16 protein-coding genes are annotated in these 15,101 nt (G+C 69.6%); all 16 read left to right on the top strand.

Annotated elements, in window-relative coordinates; all coding sequences use genetic code 11:
- Positions 1 to 16: 16 nt before the first annotated feature.
- The 16 genes from metK to lgt all read left to right on the top strand — a co-directional run bounded on the left by metK (position 17) and on the right by lgt (position 15,083).
- On the top strand, positions 17 to 1,210 hold the full coding sequence (gene metK, locus B7495_RS09010) for a methionine adenosyltransferase (protein WP_088456278.1): 1,194 nt from the start codon (positions 17 to 19) through the stop codon (positions 1,208 to 1,210).
- Positions 1,211 to 1,226: 16 nt separating this feature from the next.
- A complete protein-coding gene (locus B7495_RS09005) occupies positions 1,227 to 3,317 on the top strand; it encodes a hypothetical protein (protein ID WP_088456277.1) in 2,091 nt (696 codons plus the stop codon).
- The gene (fmt, locus tag B7495_RS09000) at positions 3,318 to 4,235 is read left to right on the top strand and encodes a methionyl-tRNA formyltransferase (RefSeq protein ID WP_088456276.1); all 918 of its coding nucleotides are present in this window, start codon (positions 3,318 to 3,320) and stop codon (positions 4,233 to 4,235) included. It begins immediately after the preceding gene.
- Entirely contained in the window at positions 4,232 to 5,677 is a 1,446-nt protein-coding gene (locus B7495_RS08995) for an RsmB/NOP family class I SAM-dependent RNA methyltransferase (RefSeq protein WP_088456275.1), read from the top strand. Before fmt ends, B7495_RS08995 begins: the two co-directional genes overlap by 4 nt.
- A 61-nt stretch (positions 5,678 to 5,738) precedes the next feature.
- Positions 5,739 to 6,404 carry a ribulose-phosphate 3-epimerase gene (rpe, locus tag B7495_RS08990; protein ID WP_088456274.1) on the top strand — a complete coding sequence of 222 codons (666 nt, stop codon included), beginning with the start codon at positions 5,739 to 5,741 and terminating at the stop codon, positions 6,402 to 6,404.
- A 25-nt stretch (positions 6,405 to 6,429) separates the two neighbouring features.
- A complete protein-coding gene (locus B7495_RS08985) occupies positions 6,430 to 6,693 on the top strand; it encodes a phosphoribosyl-ATP diphosphatase (protein WP_088456273.1) in 264 nt (87 codons plus the stop codon).
- A gap of 59 nt (positions 6,694 to 6,752) precedes the next feature.
- Complete coding sequence (hisG, locus tag B7495_RS08980; protein WP_088456272.1) at positions 6,753 to 7,592, top strand: ATP phosphoribosyltransferase; 840 nt, start codon at positions 6,753 to 6,755, stop codon at positions 7,590 to 7,592.
- 2 nt (positions 7,593 to 7,594) lie between these two features.
- A complete protein-coding gene (hisF, locus tag B7495_RS08975; protein WP_088456271.1) occupies positions 7,595 to 8,359 on the top strand; it encodes an imidazole glycerol phosphate synthase subunit HisF in 765 nt (254 codons plus the stop codon).
- Entirely contained in the window at positions 8,356 to 8,718 is a 363-nt protein-coding gene (hisI, locus tag B7495_RS08970) for a phosphoribosyl-AMP cyclohydrolase (RefSeq protein ID WP_088456270.1), read from the top strand. Before hisF ends, hisI begins: the two co-directional genes overlap by 4 nt.
- Positions 8,715 to 10,238: an anthranilate synthase component I gene (locus tag B7495_RS08965; protein ID WP_088456269.1), complete on the top strand. Its 1,524-nt coding sequence runs from the start codon at positions 8,715 to 8,717 to the stop codon at positions 10,236 to 10,238. Before hisI ends, B7495_RS08965 begins: the two co-directional genes overlap by 4 nt.
- Positions 10,239 to 10,850, top strand: coding sequence for a Trp biosynthesis-associated membrane protein (locus tag B7495_RS08960; RefSeq protein WP_088456268.1), 612 nt, complete (start codon positions 10,239 to 10,241; stop codon positions 10,848 to 10,850). It begins immediately after the preceding gene.
- A gap of 58 nt (positions 10,851 to 10,908) precedes the next feature.
- Positions 10,909 to 11,130: a DUF6704 family protein gene (locus B7495_RS08955; protein ID WP_088456267.1), complete on the top strand. Its 222-nt coding sequence runs from the start codon at positions 10,909 to 10,911 to the stop codon at positions 11,128 to 11,130.
- A gap of 4 nt (positions 11,131 to 11,134) precedes the next feature.
- Positions 11,135 to 11,917, top strand: coding sequence for an indole-3-glycerol phosphate synthase TrpC (trpC, locus tag B7495_RS08950; RefSeq protein ID WP_088456266.1), 783 nt, complete (start codon positions 11,135 to 11,137; stop codon positions 11,915 to 11,917).
- The gene (gene trpB / locus B7495_RS08945) at positions 11,918 to 13,144 is read left to right on the top strand and encodes a tryptophan synthase subunit beta (RefSeq protein WP_088456265.1); all 1,227 of its coding nucleotides are present in this window, start codon (positions 11,918 to 11,920) and stop codon (positions 13,142 to 13,144) included. It abuts the gene before it with no gap.
- Positions 13,141 to 13,962, top strand: a complete 822-nt coding sequence (gene trpA, locus B7495_RS08940; protein ID WP_088456264.1) for a tryptophan synthase subunit alpha — start codon at positions 13,141 to 13,143, stop codon at positions 13,960 to 13,962. The genes trpB and trpA overlap by 4 nt, the downstream gene beginning before the upstream one ends.
- A gap of 146 nt (positions 13,963 to 14,108) precedes the next feature.
- The gene (gene lgt, locus B7495_RS08935) at positions 14,109 to 15,083 is read left to right on the top strand and encodes a prolipoprotein diacylglyceryl transferase (protein ID WP_370028109.1); all 975 of its coding nucleotides are present in this window, start codon (positions 14,109 to 14,111) and stop codon (positions 15,081 to 15,083) included.
- The last annotated feature ends 18 nt before the right edge of the window (positions 15,084 to 15,101 follow it).

The raw sequence follows: 15,101 nt of genomic DNA, 5'->3' as shown, positions 1-15,101 counted from the left end.
ATTGAGACGAGCCCCGATGAGCGATCTTCGCCTCTTCACCTCGGAGTCGGTCACCGAAGGCCACCCGGACAAGATCTGCGACCAGATCTCCGACAGCATCCTCGACGCCCTCCTCACCGAAGACCCGCACAGCCGGGTCGCGGTGGAGACTCTCGTCACCACCGGCCTCGTTCACGTGGCCGGTGAGGTCACCACGGCGGGCTACGTCGAGATCCCGTCGATCGTGCGCAAGTGCATCACCGACATCGGCTACGACTCCTCCGACGTCTGGTTCGACGGCCGCTCCTGCGGTGTCGAGATCTCCATCGGCGGGCAGTCTCCCGACATCGCCCAGGGTGTCGACGACGCCTACGAAAGCCGGGAGCAGGACAGCCTGGACGACTACGACCGCCAGGGCGCCGGCGACCAGGGCATCATGTTCGGTTATGCCACCCGCGAGACCCCCGAGCTGATGCCGATCCCGATCTGGATCGCGCACCGCATGGCCGAACGCCTCGCCGAGGTCCGCAAGTCCGGAGAACTGAGTTACCTCCGGCCCGACGGCAAGACCCAGGTCACCATCGGCTACGACGGTATCGTTCCCCGCACCGTCGAAACCGTCGTGCTCTCCACCCAGCACTCCCCGTCAGTGCGCACCGAGCAGCTGCGCGCCGAGATCGCCGAACTCGTCATCAAGCCCGTGCTCGAGCGCGTCGACCTCGACGCGAGCAATCTGCGCACCCTGGTGAACCCCACCGGCCGGTTCGAGATCGGCGGCCCCCAGGGCGACGCCGGACTCACGGGACGCAAGATCATCATCGACACCTACGGCGGATCCAGCCGGCACGGTGGCGGTGCGTTCAGCGGTAAGGACCCGTCCAAGGTCGACCGCTCGGCCGCATACGCCATGCGCTGGGTCGCCAAGAACGCCGTCGCCGCCGGACTGGCCGAGCGACTCGAGATCCAGGTGGCATACGCCATCGGCACCGCCTCCCCGGTGGGCCTCTACGTGGAAACCTTCGGCACCGGCGCCCTGCCGGACAAGGACATCACCGCCGCCATCCGCGAGGTCTTCGACCTTCGACCCGCCGCGATCATCCACGACCTGGACCTGCTGCGGCCGATCTACGCCCAGACCGCGACCTACGGCCACTTCGGCCGCGAACTGCCCGACTTCACCTGGGAACGACTCGACAGGGTTGATGACCTGAGAAGCGCAGCCGGACTCTGAAGCCTGGAGGCCGCAGATGACCCGCACCGGCCTCATCGCGAGGGTGCTGATCGACTCGCCCCTGCCGCAGCTGGACCATCTCTTTGATTACGCCATTCCCGACGAGCTGGCGCACCTCGCCCAGCCCGGGGTGCGGGTGCGGGTTCCGTTGCGCTCGGCGAACCGAGTGGCCGACGGCTACCTGATCGAGCTGATCGACCCTAAGCAGGCCGCGGCGACGGTCGCTCCGACCGAGGGGGCGACCCTGGACGGCATCGGCGGCGCCGACACCGGCTACAGCGGCAAGCTCAGCCCGGTCGACTCGATAGTGTCCGCCGTACCCGTGCTCACCGAGCCCGTCTGGCAGCTCGCCCGGCGCCTGGCCGACCGGGCGGCCGGCAACGCGAGCGACATCGTGCGCCTGGCCGTGCCGCCCCGCGCCGTGCGGGTGGAAAAGGCCTGGCTCGCCGCACGGGACGCCACACCCGATGCGCCGGCCACGAATCCGGCCGACCCGCTGGCCGAACCCGGTTTCGCCGAATACCCGCCGGAAACACTCGGCACCATCGTGGCCGACCGGCTGCGCGTCTGCGTCGCCGCGGTGCCCAGCCTGGTGCGTCTGCCCGGCCCGGACGACGGCGGCAGCACCGTGGGTGCCTGGGCGATCACCATGGCCGAACTCGCCGTATCGGCGCTGCGCCAGGGCAAGAGCAGCATCCTGGTGGTGCCGGACTACCGCGACCAGGACCAGCTTCAGGCCGCCCTGACGACGCTGGCGCCCGCGGACGACGTCGTCCGCGTCGACGCCAGGCAGAGCAATCCGGACCGCTACCGCGGTTTCCTCACCCTCCTCGAGGGCCGGCCGCGGATCATCCTCGGCAACCGGTCCGCGGTGTATGCCCCCGCGCACGACCTCGGGCTGATCGTGCTGTGGGACGACGGCGACCCGCTCTACGGCGAACAGCTCAGTCCCTACGTGCACGCCCGCGACGCCGCCCTGATCCGCCGGGAGGCCGCCGACAGCGCGCTGGTCTTCATCGGCCACTCGCGCAGCGTGGAGACCGAACGACTGGTCGAGATCGGTTGGTTGCGCGCCGTGCACCCCACCCGTGACAGCCACCCCAGGGTGATCCCCACCACCTTCCAGTCCGAACCCGACGCACAGGCCAGGGCCGCCCGCATCCCGTCAGCGGCGTGGCTCGCCGCGAAGGAGGCCGTGCGGAACGGACCCGTGCTGGTGCAGGTCGCCAGTCCCGGCTACGCACCGATGCTGGCCTGCCGCTCCTGCGGAAAAGCCGCCCGATGCACTCAGTGCCAGGGACCGCTGGCCCTCGCCAATGCCAACGCCACACCCGCCTGCCGCTGGTGCGGCCACCTCGCCGCCGGCTGGCACTGCTCGCACTGCGAGGCCACCACCCTGCGCGTGGTCACCGTCGGCACCGGCCGCACCGCCGAGGAGCTCGGCCGGGCCTTCCCGGGCTCCCGGGTTATCGTCGCCGACGGCGAGCACACCGTGCAGACCATCGGGCCCGAGCCCGCCCTGGTGATCGCCACCCGCGGCGCCGAGCCGATACCCCGCAACGGCTACAGCGCCATCCTGCTACTCGACGGCGAACGGATGCTCGCCCGCGAGTCGCTGCGGGTGGGGGAGGACTGCCTGCGCTGGTGGGCCAACGCCGCAGCGCTGGCCGCTCCCGGCGCCTCAGTGATGCTCGCCGGAGTGGGCGGGGCCCTCGCCCACGCCCTGAACACCTGGCAGCCAGGTCCCTACGCCGCCGCCGAACTCGCCGACCGCCGCCAGCTACGCTTCCCGCCGGCGGTGCGGGTGGCCTCCGTCACCGGAACCACCGCGGAGGTCGAGACGGCCATCGAGTCGCTGGCCGAGCTGCCCGGTCTCGACGTGCTCGGCCCGGTCAGCCACGACCCCGCCGGCCCCGCCCAGAAGACCGGCGGGCCCGCGCTCGTGCGCGCCATCGTGCGGTTCGGCTACCCGCTCGGCGACGAGGTCGCCCGCACCCTCAAAGCCGCCATCGTGCGCAACGCGGCCGGCCGACGCAAGCCCAAGGGCGCCGCGTTCCGCCCTGCACCTACACTCAAAGTACGATTCGACGACCCGGAGCTGCTGTAAATGAAACTCGTCTTCGCCGGGACCCCACAGGTTGCCGTGCCCAGCCTGACCCTCCTGGCCTCCTCCGACCATGAGATCGCCGCCGTGGTGACCCGCCCGGATGCCGCCCTCGGTCGCAAACGCGTGCTCACACCGTCACCGGTGGCCGCTGCCGCTGAAAGCCTCGGCCTGACCGTCATCAAGGCCAACCGGCTCGACGCCGACGCGACCGCGGCCATCACCGCCCTGAACGCCGACCTCGGCGTCATCGTGGCCTACGGCGGCCTGGTGCGCGAGCCCCTGCTCTCCGCGCCCCGCCTGGGCTGGATCAACCTGCACTTCTCTCTGTTGCCCCGCTGGCGCGGTGCGGCGCCCGTGCAACGCGCGATCATGGCCGGAGACGCCGAGACCGGCGCCGCCGTGTTCCAGCTCGTCGCCGACCTCGACGCCGGAGCCGTCTTCGCCGAGCTCAGGGTCCCCATCGGCCGGCACGCCACCGCGGGCACCCTGCTGGAGAGCCTCAGCCACAGCGGTGCCGAACTGCTCCGACGCGTCGTCGACGACCTCGCAGCCGACAGCATCCGGGCCGTCGAACAGAGCGGCGAGGTCACCCTCGCCCCCAAGCTCAGCCTCGCCGACGCGCGGGTGGACTGGACGCTGCCCGGTGAGACGGTCCACGCCATCATCCGCGGCGTCACCCCCGAACCCGGCGCATTCACCGAGATCGACGGCGCCAGACTCAAACTCCACGACGTGGCCCCGGCACACGGCCAACCCGGCCTCAGCCCCGGACACATCACCCTCCACGACAAACGCGTTCTGATCGGCACCGGCACGGAGCCGCTCGAACTCATCACCGTACAACCGGCAGGAAAAACCCCAATGAAAGCACTTGACTGGTGGCGCGGAGTGGCAGCATCCGAGGTGATCGCCTCATGAGCGACCGCCGGGGCGACTCCCGCCCGAACGCCGCCCACACGAACGCTGCACGCACGAGCGCTGCACGTCCAAGTTACGTCGTGCAGCCCGCCCGCCGGGTCGCCTACGAGGTGATCGCGGCCGTCCGCGAATCCGACGCGTACGCGAACCTGTTGCTGCCCACCCGCATCCAGCGGGCGGCGCTCAACACGGCGGACGCCGCGCTGGCCACCGAGCTCACCTACGGCACCCTGCGCATGCAGGGCTTCTACGACAGGGTCATCGCCGAGGCCGCCGGCCGGCCCGTCACGGCCATCGACCCGGCCATCCTCGACGTGCTCAGGCTCGGCGCGCACCAACTGCTGGCCACCCGCGTCGCCACCCACGCCGCCGTCAACGAATCCGTCGAACTCGCCCGCCAGGTGGGCTCACGCTCCGCGACGGGCTTCACCAACGGTGTGCTGCGCGCGATCGCCCGGGTCAGCGCCGACGAGTGGCGCGAACGCATCCTCGCCGACACCACGTCGCCGGACGACACCCTCGCGGCCCTGTATTCGCACCCGGTCTGGGTGGTGCGGGCGTTCCGGCAGTCCCTGCGCCAAGAGGGTCGCGAAGCAGAACTCGAAGAGCTCCTCGCCGCCGACAACGCCGCACCGCGGGTCAACATGGTGGCGCTACCCGGCCTCGCCGGGGACACCGCCGAGCTGGGTGACCCCAACGCCTTCTCGCCCACGGGCTTCGTGCTCGCCGGGGGAGACCCGCACCACCTGCTGAAGGACAGCAACGGTCGCCTGCGGGTGCAGGACGAGGGCTCCCAGCTCGCCGCCCTCGCCCTCAGCCGCGCCCGCCCGGTTGTGGAGGGCGAGCGCTGGCTCGACCTGTGCGCCGGACCCGGCGGCAAGGCTGCCCTGCTCGCCGCGGAGGCCCTGAACGGCGGCGCCAGCCTCGTCGCCAACGAGGTCGTCCCGGCCAGGGCACAGTTGGTGCGGGCGGCGCTGGCCGCTGTTCCCGCCGACGTGCCCGTGTGGGAGATGGACGGCACCTGGGTCGGCGAGGACCAGCCGCAGGTCTTCGACCGGATCCTGCTCGACGCCCCCTGCACCGGGCTCGGCGCCCTGCGCCGGCGCCCCGAGGCCCGCTGGCGGAAGCAGCCCAAGGACGTCGCGGAGCTCTCCGACCTGCAGTCCGCCCTGATCCACGCGGCGCTCGGCGCCCTCAAGCCCGGCGGCATCCTGGCCTACGTCACCTGCTCGCCGCACATCGCCGAGACCCGGGGGATCGTGGCGACCGCCCGCAAGGCCTGGGGCGACAAGATCGCGCCGATGGACACGGCCGCGGTGTTGCAGGGCCTGGCCGTGCAGCCGCTGGACCTGGCCGGCGACCCCGGCAGCGTGCAGCTCTGGCCGCACCGGCACGGCACCGACGCGATGTTCATCACCCTGCTGCAGCGGCAGCCGGACTGAGCAGCCGGACTGCGCAGCGGCATTGAGCGGCCCGCCGGCGACGATTCGGTAGGGTGAAACCATGGTTACCCGGATCAACCCGAGCATTCTCGCTGCAGACTTCGCCAACCTGGAAAGGGAATTCGGCCGCATCAGCACCGCCGACCTCGCCCACGTCGACGTCATGGACAACCACTTCGTGCCGAACCTCACCCTCGGCCTGCCCGTCGTGGAACGCCTCCTGCAGGTGTCCCCGATCCCGTTGGACATCCACCTGATGATCGACGACCCCGACCGCTGGGCGCCCGCATACGCAGAGGCCGGCGCCTACTCGGTGACCTTCCACGCCGAAGCGGCCACGGATGCCGTCGCCCTGGCCCGGCGCCTGCGCGCGATCGGCGCCAGGGCCGGCATCGCCCTCAAGCCCGGCACCCCGGTCGAGCCCTACCTCGACCTGCTCGACGAGTTCGACCAGGTCCTGGTCATGACGGTCGAGCCGGGCTTCGGCGGGCAGAGCTTCATGGCCTCGACGATGCCCAAGGTCAGCCTCCTGGCCGACGCCGTGCGGCAGCGGGGCCTCGACGTCTGGCTGCAGGTCGACGGTGGCATCACCGAGGACACCATCGCACAGGCCGCCGCGGCCGGCGCCAACACCTTCGTGGCCGGATCCAGCGTCTTCAACGGCGACCCGGCCGGGCAGATCGCCCGGCTCCGCTCGGCCGCCGAGCTGCACGCGCACGCGCACTAGCGTGCCGGACCGGTAACCTGTAGAGGTGAAAACATTCGACGACCTGTTCGCTGAGCTGAGCCAGAAGGCTCTTGACCGCCCGATTGGGTCCGGTACCGTCCGTGAACTCGACGCCGGGGTGCATGCCATCGGCAAGAAGATCGTCGAAGAGGCCGCAGAAGTCTGGATGGCCGCCGAGTACCAGAGCGACACCGAAACCGCTGAAGAGATATCGCAGCTGATCTACCACCTGCAGGTCCTGATGGTGGCGAAGGGGCTTTCCCCCGAGGACGTCTACCGACATCTGTGATGTCGTCACCTCGCGAAACCCACCCGCCTTTGGCAAGACCCACCCTTGGAAAGATTGACATGTTGAGAATCGCTGTGCCCAACAAGGGCTCGCTCGCCGAGACCGCCGCCCAGATGCTGTCGGAGGCCGGCTACAACGGCCGCCGCGACCCGCGCGACCTGGTCGTGGCCGACCCGCACAACGACGTGGAGTTCTTCTACCTGCGTCCCCGGGACATCGCCACCTACGTCGGTAGCGGCGCGCTGGACGTCGGCATCACCGGCCGTGACCTGCTGCTGGACTCCCGTTCGACCGCCGGCGAAATCGCCAGCCTCGACTTCGGTGATTCCACCTTCCGCTTCGCCGGGCCTGCCGGCCGCTTCAGCGAGCTCACCGACCTCGAGGGCCTCAGGGTAGCGACGAGTTACCCCGGCCTGGTCGGCACCTTCCTGGCCGGTCACGGCGTCACCGTCGACCTGGTCACCCTCGACGGCGCCGTCGAATCCGCCGTCCAGCTCGGCGTGGCGGATGCCGTCGCCGACGTCGTCTCCACCGGCTCCACCCTGCGGAAAGCCGGCCTGCAGATCTTCGGCCCGGTCATCCTCGAGTCGACCGCGGTGCTCATCACCTCCGAGAACGAGCACGCGGGCATCAACACCCTGCTGCGTCGCCTGCAGGGCGTGCTCGTGGCCCGCCAGTACGTGCTCGTGGACTACGACGTGCACGTGGACAACCTCGACGCCGCCTGCCAGGCCGCGTCCGGAATCGAGTCGCCCACGATCTCGTCACTGCGCGACCCGAACTGGGTGGCCGTACGGGTGATGATCCCGCGGCTGGACACCAACAGCGTGATGGACCGGCTCTACGAGCTCGGCGCCCGCGCCATCCTCGTCACCTCGATCCACAACGCCCGGTTGTAACCATGGGCCTCGCCGTTCGAGTGATCCCGTGCCTCGACGTGGCCAACGGCCGCGTCGTCAAGGGTGTCAACTTCCAGAACCTGCGCGATGCCGGTGACCCCGTCGAACTCGCCAAGCGGTACTACGAGCAGGGCGCGGACGAACTCACCTTCCTCGACGTGACAGCCACCGTCGACGACCGCTCGACGACCTATGACGTGGTGCGGGCCACCGCCGAGCAGGTCTTCATCCCGCTCACCGTGGGCGGCGGCATCCGCAGCGTCGACGACGTGTCCAGGCTGCAGGCCAGCGGCGCAGACAAGGTGGGCGTGAACAGCGCCGCCATCCTGCGACCGGCGCTGATCTCCGAGATCGCCGACAGGTACGGCGCCCAGGTGCTGGTGCTCTCCCTCGACGTCAAACGCAGCCAGCGCATGCCCTCCGGTTTTGTGGTCACCACGCACGGCGGCCGCACCGAAACCGACCTGGACGCCCTCGCCTGGGCCCGCCAGGCGATCGAACTGGGAGCCGGCGAACTGCTGGTGAACAGCATCGACGCCGACGGCACCAAGGCCGGCTTCGACCTCGAACTGATCACGATCATGCGCGAGCTCAGCACCGTCCCGGTGATCGCGTCCGGGGGAGCGGGCCTTCTCGAGCACTTCCCGCCGGCGATCACGGCGGGAGCCGACGCCGTGCTGGCCGCCTCCGTCTTCCACAGCGGAGACCTGACGATTGGCGACGTCAAGCGTGAGCTTGCCGACGCCGGAATGGTGGTGCGCCGATGAACGTCGACGCCGCTCTGGACTCCGCCCGCTTCGACGCCACCGGGCTGCTGCCCGCCGTGATCCAGCAGTGGGACAGCGCCGAGGTGCTGATGCTGGGCTGGATGGACCGTGAGGCCCTCCGACGCACCCTCACCGAGGGACGCGTCACCTTCTGGTCCCGCAGCCGGCAGGAGTACTGGCGCAAGGGCGACACCTCCGGCCACGCTCAGTTCGTGCGTTCAGCGGCCCTGGACTGCGACGCCGACACCCTCGTCGTGCAGGTCGAGCAGATCGGCGCGGCCTGCCACACCGGCACGCACACCTGCTTCGACGGTCGTGGCATCGACGTGACCGGGATCCTCCCCGAGGCTCAGCGATGAGCGCCGGCTCGACCACGCTGGAGACCTTCGCCGGCCTGCTCGGCGAGCACCGGGTGATCCCGGTGATCCGGGAGCTCTTCGCCGACGGCGAGACGCCGGTGGGCATCTACCGCAAACTCGCCAACGGCACCGCGGGCAGTTTCCTGCTCGAATCCGCCGAACAGGGCGGCATCTGGTCGCGGTTCTCGTTCGTCGGGGTGTCCTCCTTCGGTGTGCTCACCCAGTCCGGCGACGACACCGCCTGGCTCGACTACGGTGTCTCCGCCGAGCGGGCCTTCGGTGGCGCCACCGACCTGGCGCCGCTCAACGCGCTCGCCTACCTCTACGAGCGCTGGCAGACGCCGCGGCTGCCCGAGCACCCGCCGCTGACCGGCGGCCTGGTCGGCTTCATCGGCTGGGAGGCCATCCGCCAGATCGAGCGACTGCCCAACCGTCCGCCCGCGGACTACGACGTGCCCGGCCAGGCGTTCAGCTTCGTGGCCGACCTCGTCGTGATCGACCACAAGTACGGAACCGTGCAGCTCATCGCCAACGTGCTCAACGACGGCACCGACCCCACGGACACCCTGTGGCCGGCCGCCCAGGCGCGCCTGGACGCCCTGCAGACCCGGCTCACCCAACCGGCCGAGGTCTTCGTGTCCGAGGTCGACCTGTCCACCACGGCGGCCCCGCAGCACCGCACCGAGCGAGCAGATTTCCTCGCCGCTGTCGGCACGTCCAAACAGCACATCGTCGACGGCGACGTGTTCCAGGTCGTCATCTCGCAGCGCTTCGATCAGGAATGCACCGCCGACCCGATCGACGTCTACAGGGTGCTCCGCAGCCTCAACCCCAGCCCGTACATGTACCTGCTCAGCCTCGAGTCCACCAGCGGCCAACCGTATTCGATCGTCGGGTCCTCACCCGAGGCGCTGGTGAAGGTCGCGAACACCCGGGTCTTCACCCATCCCATCGCCGGGTCCAAGCCCCGCGGCGCGACACCGGAGGCCGACGCCGACTTCGAAACCGAGCTCGCCGGCGACCCCAAGGAGCGCGCCGAGCACCTCATGCTCGTCGATCTGGCGCGCAACGACCTGCTCAAGGTCTGCCGCGCCGGATCGGTGGAGGTGACGGAGTTCATGCGCATCGAACGGTTCAGCCACATCATGCACCTGGTCTCCTCGGTCGAGGGGGACCTGCTGCCGGAGATGACCGCGATCGACGTCTTCAGGGCCACCTTCCCGGCCGGCACCCTCTCCGGTGCGCCGAAGCCACGGGCGCTGGAGATCATCGACTCCCTCGAACCGGCCCAGCGCGGCGTGTACGGCGGGGTGGTGGGCTACTTCGGTTTCGCCGGCGACGCCGACCTGGCCATCGCCATCCGCACCGCGACGATCATGAACGGTGTCGCGTACGTGCAGGCCGGTGGTGGGCTCGTCGCCGACTCCGATCCGGCGTCGGAGTTCCAGGAGTCCCAGAACAAGGCCGCGGCCCCGCTCCGCGCCGTCGCCGTGGCCAACGCGATGACCCGGGTGTACTGAATGATCACACCGCGCCGCATCAAGCCGACCCTGATCCTGGCCGTGATAGCCGCGAGCGGGCTCGCCCTGCTGGCCTGGACCCAGGTCTGGGTGACCGTGCGGCTCGCCGCGGACGGCACCGCTCAGCAGGTCCTCGACGTCACCGGCAACATCGCGGCGCCGGGCCTGACCGCCCTTGCCCTGGCCGGGCTCGCCCTGGCCGGGGCGCTCACCATCGCCGGCGTGGTCATCCGCACCATCCTGGGCCTGCTCGAAGCGCTCCTCGGAGTCAGCGTCATCCTCTCCGCCGCGCTGGCCCTGGCCGACCCGATCGGCGCGAGCGCCGCCGCTGTCACCACCGCCACGGGCCTCGCCGGCGTCGACTCCACCCGCTCGGCGGTGAGCAGCGCCGAGCTGACCTTCTGGCCGTTCCTGGCCCTCGCCGCCGGCATCCTGATGCTCATCGTCGGCCTCGTCGTGTGCGCCACCGCCCGGCGTTGGCCCGGCCCGACCACGCGCTACGAGAGCACCCGCCTGGAACCGGCGACGGATGCCACGACCGGCCAGGGGCGCCCCCGTGACGCCGTCGACGACTGGGACGGCCTCACCAGGGGCGACGACCCCACCGTCTGACCTGACTAACCCGGCAAGCTAGAATTGTCCCGCACGCCCACTGACCTTTAGGAGAACCATGAGCTTCGAGTCGGCAGACCCCGGCCACGGCCATTCGACGGCGGCCTGGACCGCAGTCACCATCATGCTGATCGCGTTCGCCATCGGCACCGTCGCGTTCTTCTTCGAGGTCGTCTGGCTCGTCTGGGCATCGGCCGTCCTCCTACTCCTCGGCCTCGTCGCCGGCTGGATCATGGCCAAGGCGGGCTACGGCGCGGCGTCGGTCGACGGAAGCCACTGACACAGTGCCCTCCGACCTCCTCGCAGAACTTCTCACCGGTTCGCTCGCCGACGCCGAGACCCGCAGGCTGGACCGCCCTCTGGCGACCGTAGAGGCCGAGGCGCTCGCCCAGGCCCCGGCCCTCGACGCGTTACACGCTCTCGCACCGTCCGACCGGGTGAAGATCATCGCCGAGGTCAAGCGCGCCAGCCCGTCCCGCGGCCCCCTGGCCGAGATCACCGACCCGGCCGCACTGGCCGTGTCCTATGAGTTCGGTGGCGCCAGCGCCATCAGCGTGCTCACCGAGGGTCGCCGGTTCCTCGGCTCGTTGGCCGACCTGGAACAGGTCAAGGCGTCCGTGTCGATTCCCGTGCTGCGCAAGGACTTCATCGGCACCGCGTACCAGGTTCTCGAAGCGCGCGCGGCGGGAGCTGACCTCGTGCTGCTCATCGTCGCAGCCCTGGACCAGACCACCCTGGGCGCCCTGCACAGCCTGGTACTCGAACTGGGCATGACCCCGCTGGTCGAGACGCACAGCGCGGACGAGGTCGAGCGGGCGTTGGATGTCGGCGCCAACCTCGTCGGCGTGAACGCCAGAAACCTCAGCACCTTCGAACTCGACCAGAACCTCTTCGCGAGCCTGGCCGACCGCATCCCCGCCGGCGTCGTCCGCGTGGCGGAGTCCGCGGTCAAGACCGCCGCCGACGTGGCGCACTACCGCGCCGCGGGCGCCGACGTCGTGCTGGTCGGTGAAGCCCTCGTCACCAGCGATCCCATTCTCACCCTCAACGAATTCCTGGCGGTATAGATGTCCAGCGCAAATCCTTCCCTCCGCGCCCAGTCCGGCCCCTACTTCGGCGATTTCGGCGGCAGGTTCGTTCCGGAGTCCCTGGTGGCCGCCCTCGATGAGCTCTCGGCCGAGTACGCCCTCGCCAAGGCCGACCCGGCCTTCGCCGCCGAGTTGTCCGAGCTGCACCGCAGCTACACCGGCCGGCCGTCGCTGATCACCGAGGTGCCCCGATTCGCCGCACACGGCGGCGGTGCCCGCATCATCCTCAAGCGCGAAGACCTCAACCACACCGGCTCCCACAAGATCAACAACGTTCTCGGCCAGGTGCTGCTCACCAAGCGCATCGGCAAGAAGCGGGTGATCGCCGAGACCGGCGCCGGTCAGCACGGCGTCGCCACGGCGACCGCCGCCGCCCTCTTCGGGTTGGACTGCGTGGTCTACATGGGTGAGGTCGACACGGAGCGCCAGGCGCTCAACGTCGCCCGGATGCGTCTGCTCGGCGCCGAGGTCGTCTCGGTGAAGACAGGCTCCCGCACCCTCAAGGATGCCATCAACGACGCGATGCGTGACTGGGTCACCAACGTGGAGACCACCAACTACGTCTTCGGCACCGTTGCCGGCCCGCACCCGTTCCCCGCCATGGTGCGGGACTTCCAGAAGATCATCGGTGAAGAGGCCAGGCAGCAGGTGCTCGACCTCACCGGGCGGCTGCCCGACGCCGTCACCGCCTGCGTCGGGGGCGGTTCCAACGCCATGGGCATCTTCCACGCGTTCCTCGACGACCCCGAGGTGGCACTGTACGGCTACGAGGCCGGCGGCGAAGGCATCGAGGGCCTGCGGCACGCCGCGACACTCACCAAAGGCCGCCCCGGCGTGTTGCACGGCGCGCGCAGCATGATGCTGCAGGACGAAGACGGTCAGACCGTCGAGTCCCACTCGATCTCCGCTGGACTCGACTACCCGGGCGTCGGTCCCGAGCACGCCTGGTTGGCCAGCATCGGCCGGGCCAGCTACCTGCCCGTCACCGACGCCGAAGCTATGGACTCACTGCGCCTGCTCAGCCGCACCGAGGGCATCATTCCCGCCATCGAATCGGCGCACGCCCTGGCAGGGACCCTGGAGCTGGGCAAACAGCTCGGGCCGGATTCGATCATCCTGGTCAACCTTTCGGGTCGCGGCGACAAGGACATGGAAACCGCCGGCCGCTACTTCGACCTTCTCGACGCTGGAGCGCAGCAACTGTGACGAACGCAAGCACCGGTTACACAAGCACCGTCGAGACCACAATCGCCGCGCGTCGGGCCGCCGGGGGCGGCGCCCTGATCGGCTACCTGCCGGTCGGCTTCCCCACCCTGACCGAGAGCATCGACGCCGCCGTCGCGATCGCCACCAGCGGGGTCGATATCCTCGAACTCGGTCTGCCGTATTCCGACCCCGTCATGGACGGCCCGGTCATCCAGGCGGCCACCCAGCAGGCCCTGGCCAACGGCTTCCGTCTGCGGCACGGCTTCGAGGCCGTCGCTGCGATCACGGGCCAGGTCGACACCCCGGTGCTGATGATGACCTACTGGAACCCCGTGCTGCAGTACGGCGTCGACAGGTTCGCCGACGATCTGGCCGCCGCCGGGGGAGCCGGGCTGATCACGCCGGACCTGATTCCCGACGATGCTCAGACCTGGCTGGATGCCAGTGAGCGCGCCGGCCTCGACAGGGTCTTCCTGGCCGCCCCGTCGTCCTCGGACGAGCGACTGCTGCAGGCCGTCACCCGAAGCCGCGGATTCGTCTACGCGGTCTCCACCATGGGTATCACCGGAGCCCGGTCCGATGTGGACTCGGCGGCCCGGGTACTCGTCACCCGCCTGCGGGAAGCCGGCTCCGTCAACGCCTGTGTCGGCCTGGGAATCTCCACCCCCGCCCAGGTGCGCGAGGTGCTGGAGTACGCCGACGGCGCCATCGTCGGGTCCGCGCTGGTGAAGGCACTGTCCGTCGGGGGAATCGACGCCGTCGCAACCCTCGCGGCGGAACTGGCCGCCGGCGCCCGCGACATCCGCGCCGCCGTCTAGCCTTGCCATCCAACCCTGTTTCCTGACCCCGTCGGCCGTTCTCGCCGTCAGGTCCCTGCGTTTATGCCATCCCGTTTAGGGTAAATTGTCCGAGGCGGTCGATCGACCGGCTCCCAGTGACCAGAGTGTCACGATGAAAGGTTGTTGTGGTGTCGTTGCCCTTGAGCATTCCGAGCCCTGAGTGGAGCTTCTTCGACCTGGGGCCGTTCCGCATCCACGCGTATGCGATCTGCATCCTGATCGGTATCTTCCTGGCCACCGCGATGACCTCGCGGCGGCTGACAAAGCGCGGCGGCGAGCCGGGCGTGGTGCTGGATATCATCCTCTGGGCTGTGCCGCTGGGCATCGTCGGAGCCCGGATCTTCCACGTGCTCACCCACCCCAACGACTACTTCTACGACGGAGCGAACCTCTGGGACGTCTTCGCGGTGTGGAAGGGCGGCATCGCCATCTTCGGCGCCCTGCTCGGCGGCGCCGTCGGCGCGTACATCGGCACCCGACGCGCCGGCATCCGGTTCTGGTCGTTCGCCGACGCCCTGGCCCCGGGAATGCTCCTCGCCCAGGCCATGGGGCGACTCGGCAACTGGTTCAACCACGAGCTGTTCGGCCTGCCCACCACGCTCCCGTGGGGCCTGGAGATCTCCACCGACAACCCCGCGTACCCCGTCGGCCTGCCCGTCGGCACCCTCTTCCACCCCACCTTCCTGTACGAGATCGTCTGGAATCTGGTCGGTGTCGCCGTGATCCTCATCCTCGAACGCAAGTTCCGGCTGCGCTGGGGCACCGCGTTCGGTGTCTACCTGATCTGGTACGGCGCGGGACGCAGCGTGTTCGAATCGATCCGCGTCGACCCGAGCGAGATCTTCTTCGGCCTCCGCACCAACGTGTGGGCCGCCCTGTTCGCCATCCTGGTCGGCCTGATCATCATCATTGTGCAGAGCAGACGGCACACCGGAATCGAACTGAGCCCGTACCTGCCCGGGCGCGAGTGGAAGCCGGTCGACCCTGAGGTACAATCTGGTGAAACCGATTCCGTTTTCGAGGATCACGGCAATGAGGCTGATGAACCCGTTGAATCACGCGACGTCGACGCCACAAGCACAACCGACTCCCGCCCCTAACCGCGGTCATCCCACCCG

Source organism: Cryobacterium sp. LW097 (assembly GCF_002205495.2).
GTDB classification, from domain to species: Bacteria; Actinomycetota; Actinomycetes; order Actinomycetales; family Microbacteriaceae; genus Cryobacterium; species Cryobacterium zongtaii.
The sequence above is the reverse complement of the archived record's forward strand: the minus strand, read 5'-3'. Positions and strand labels throughout refer to the sequence as shown.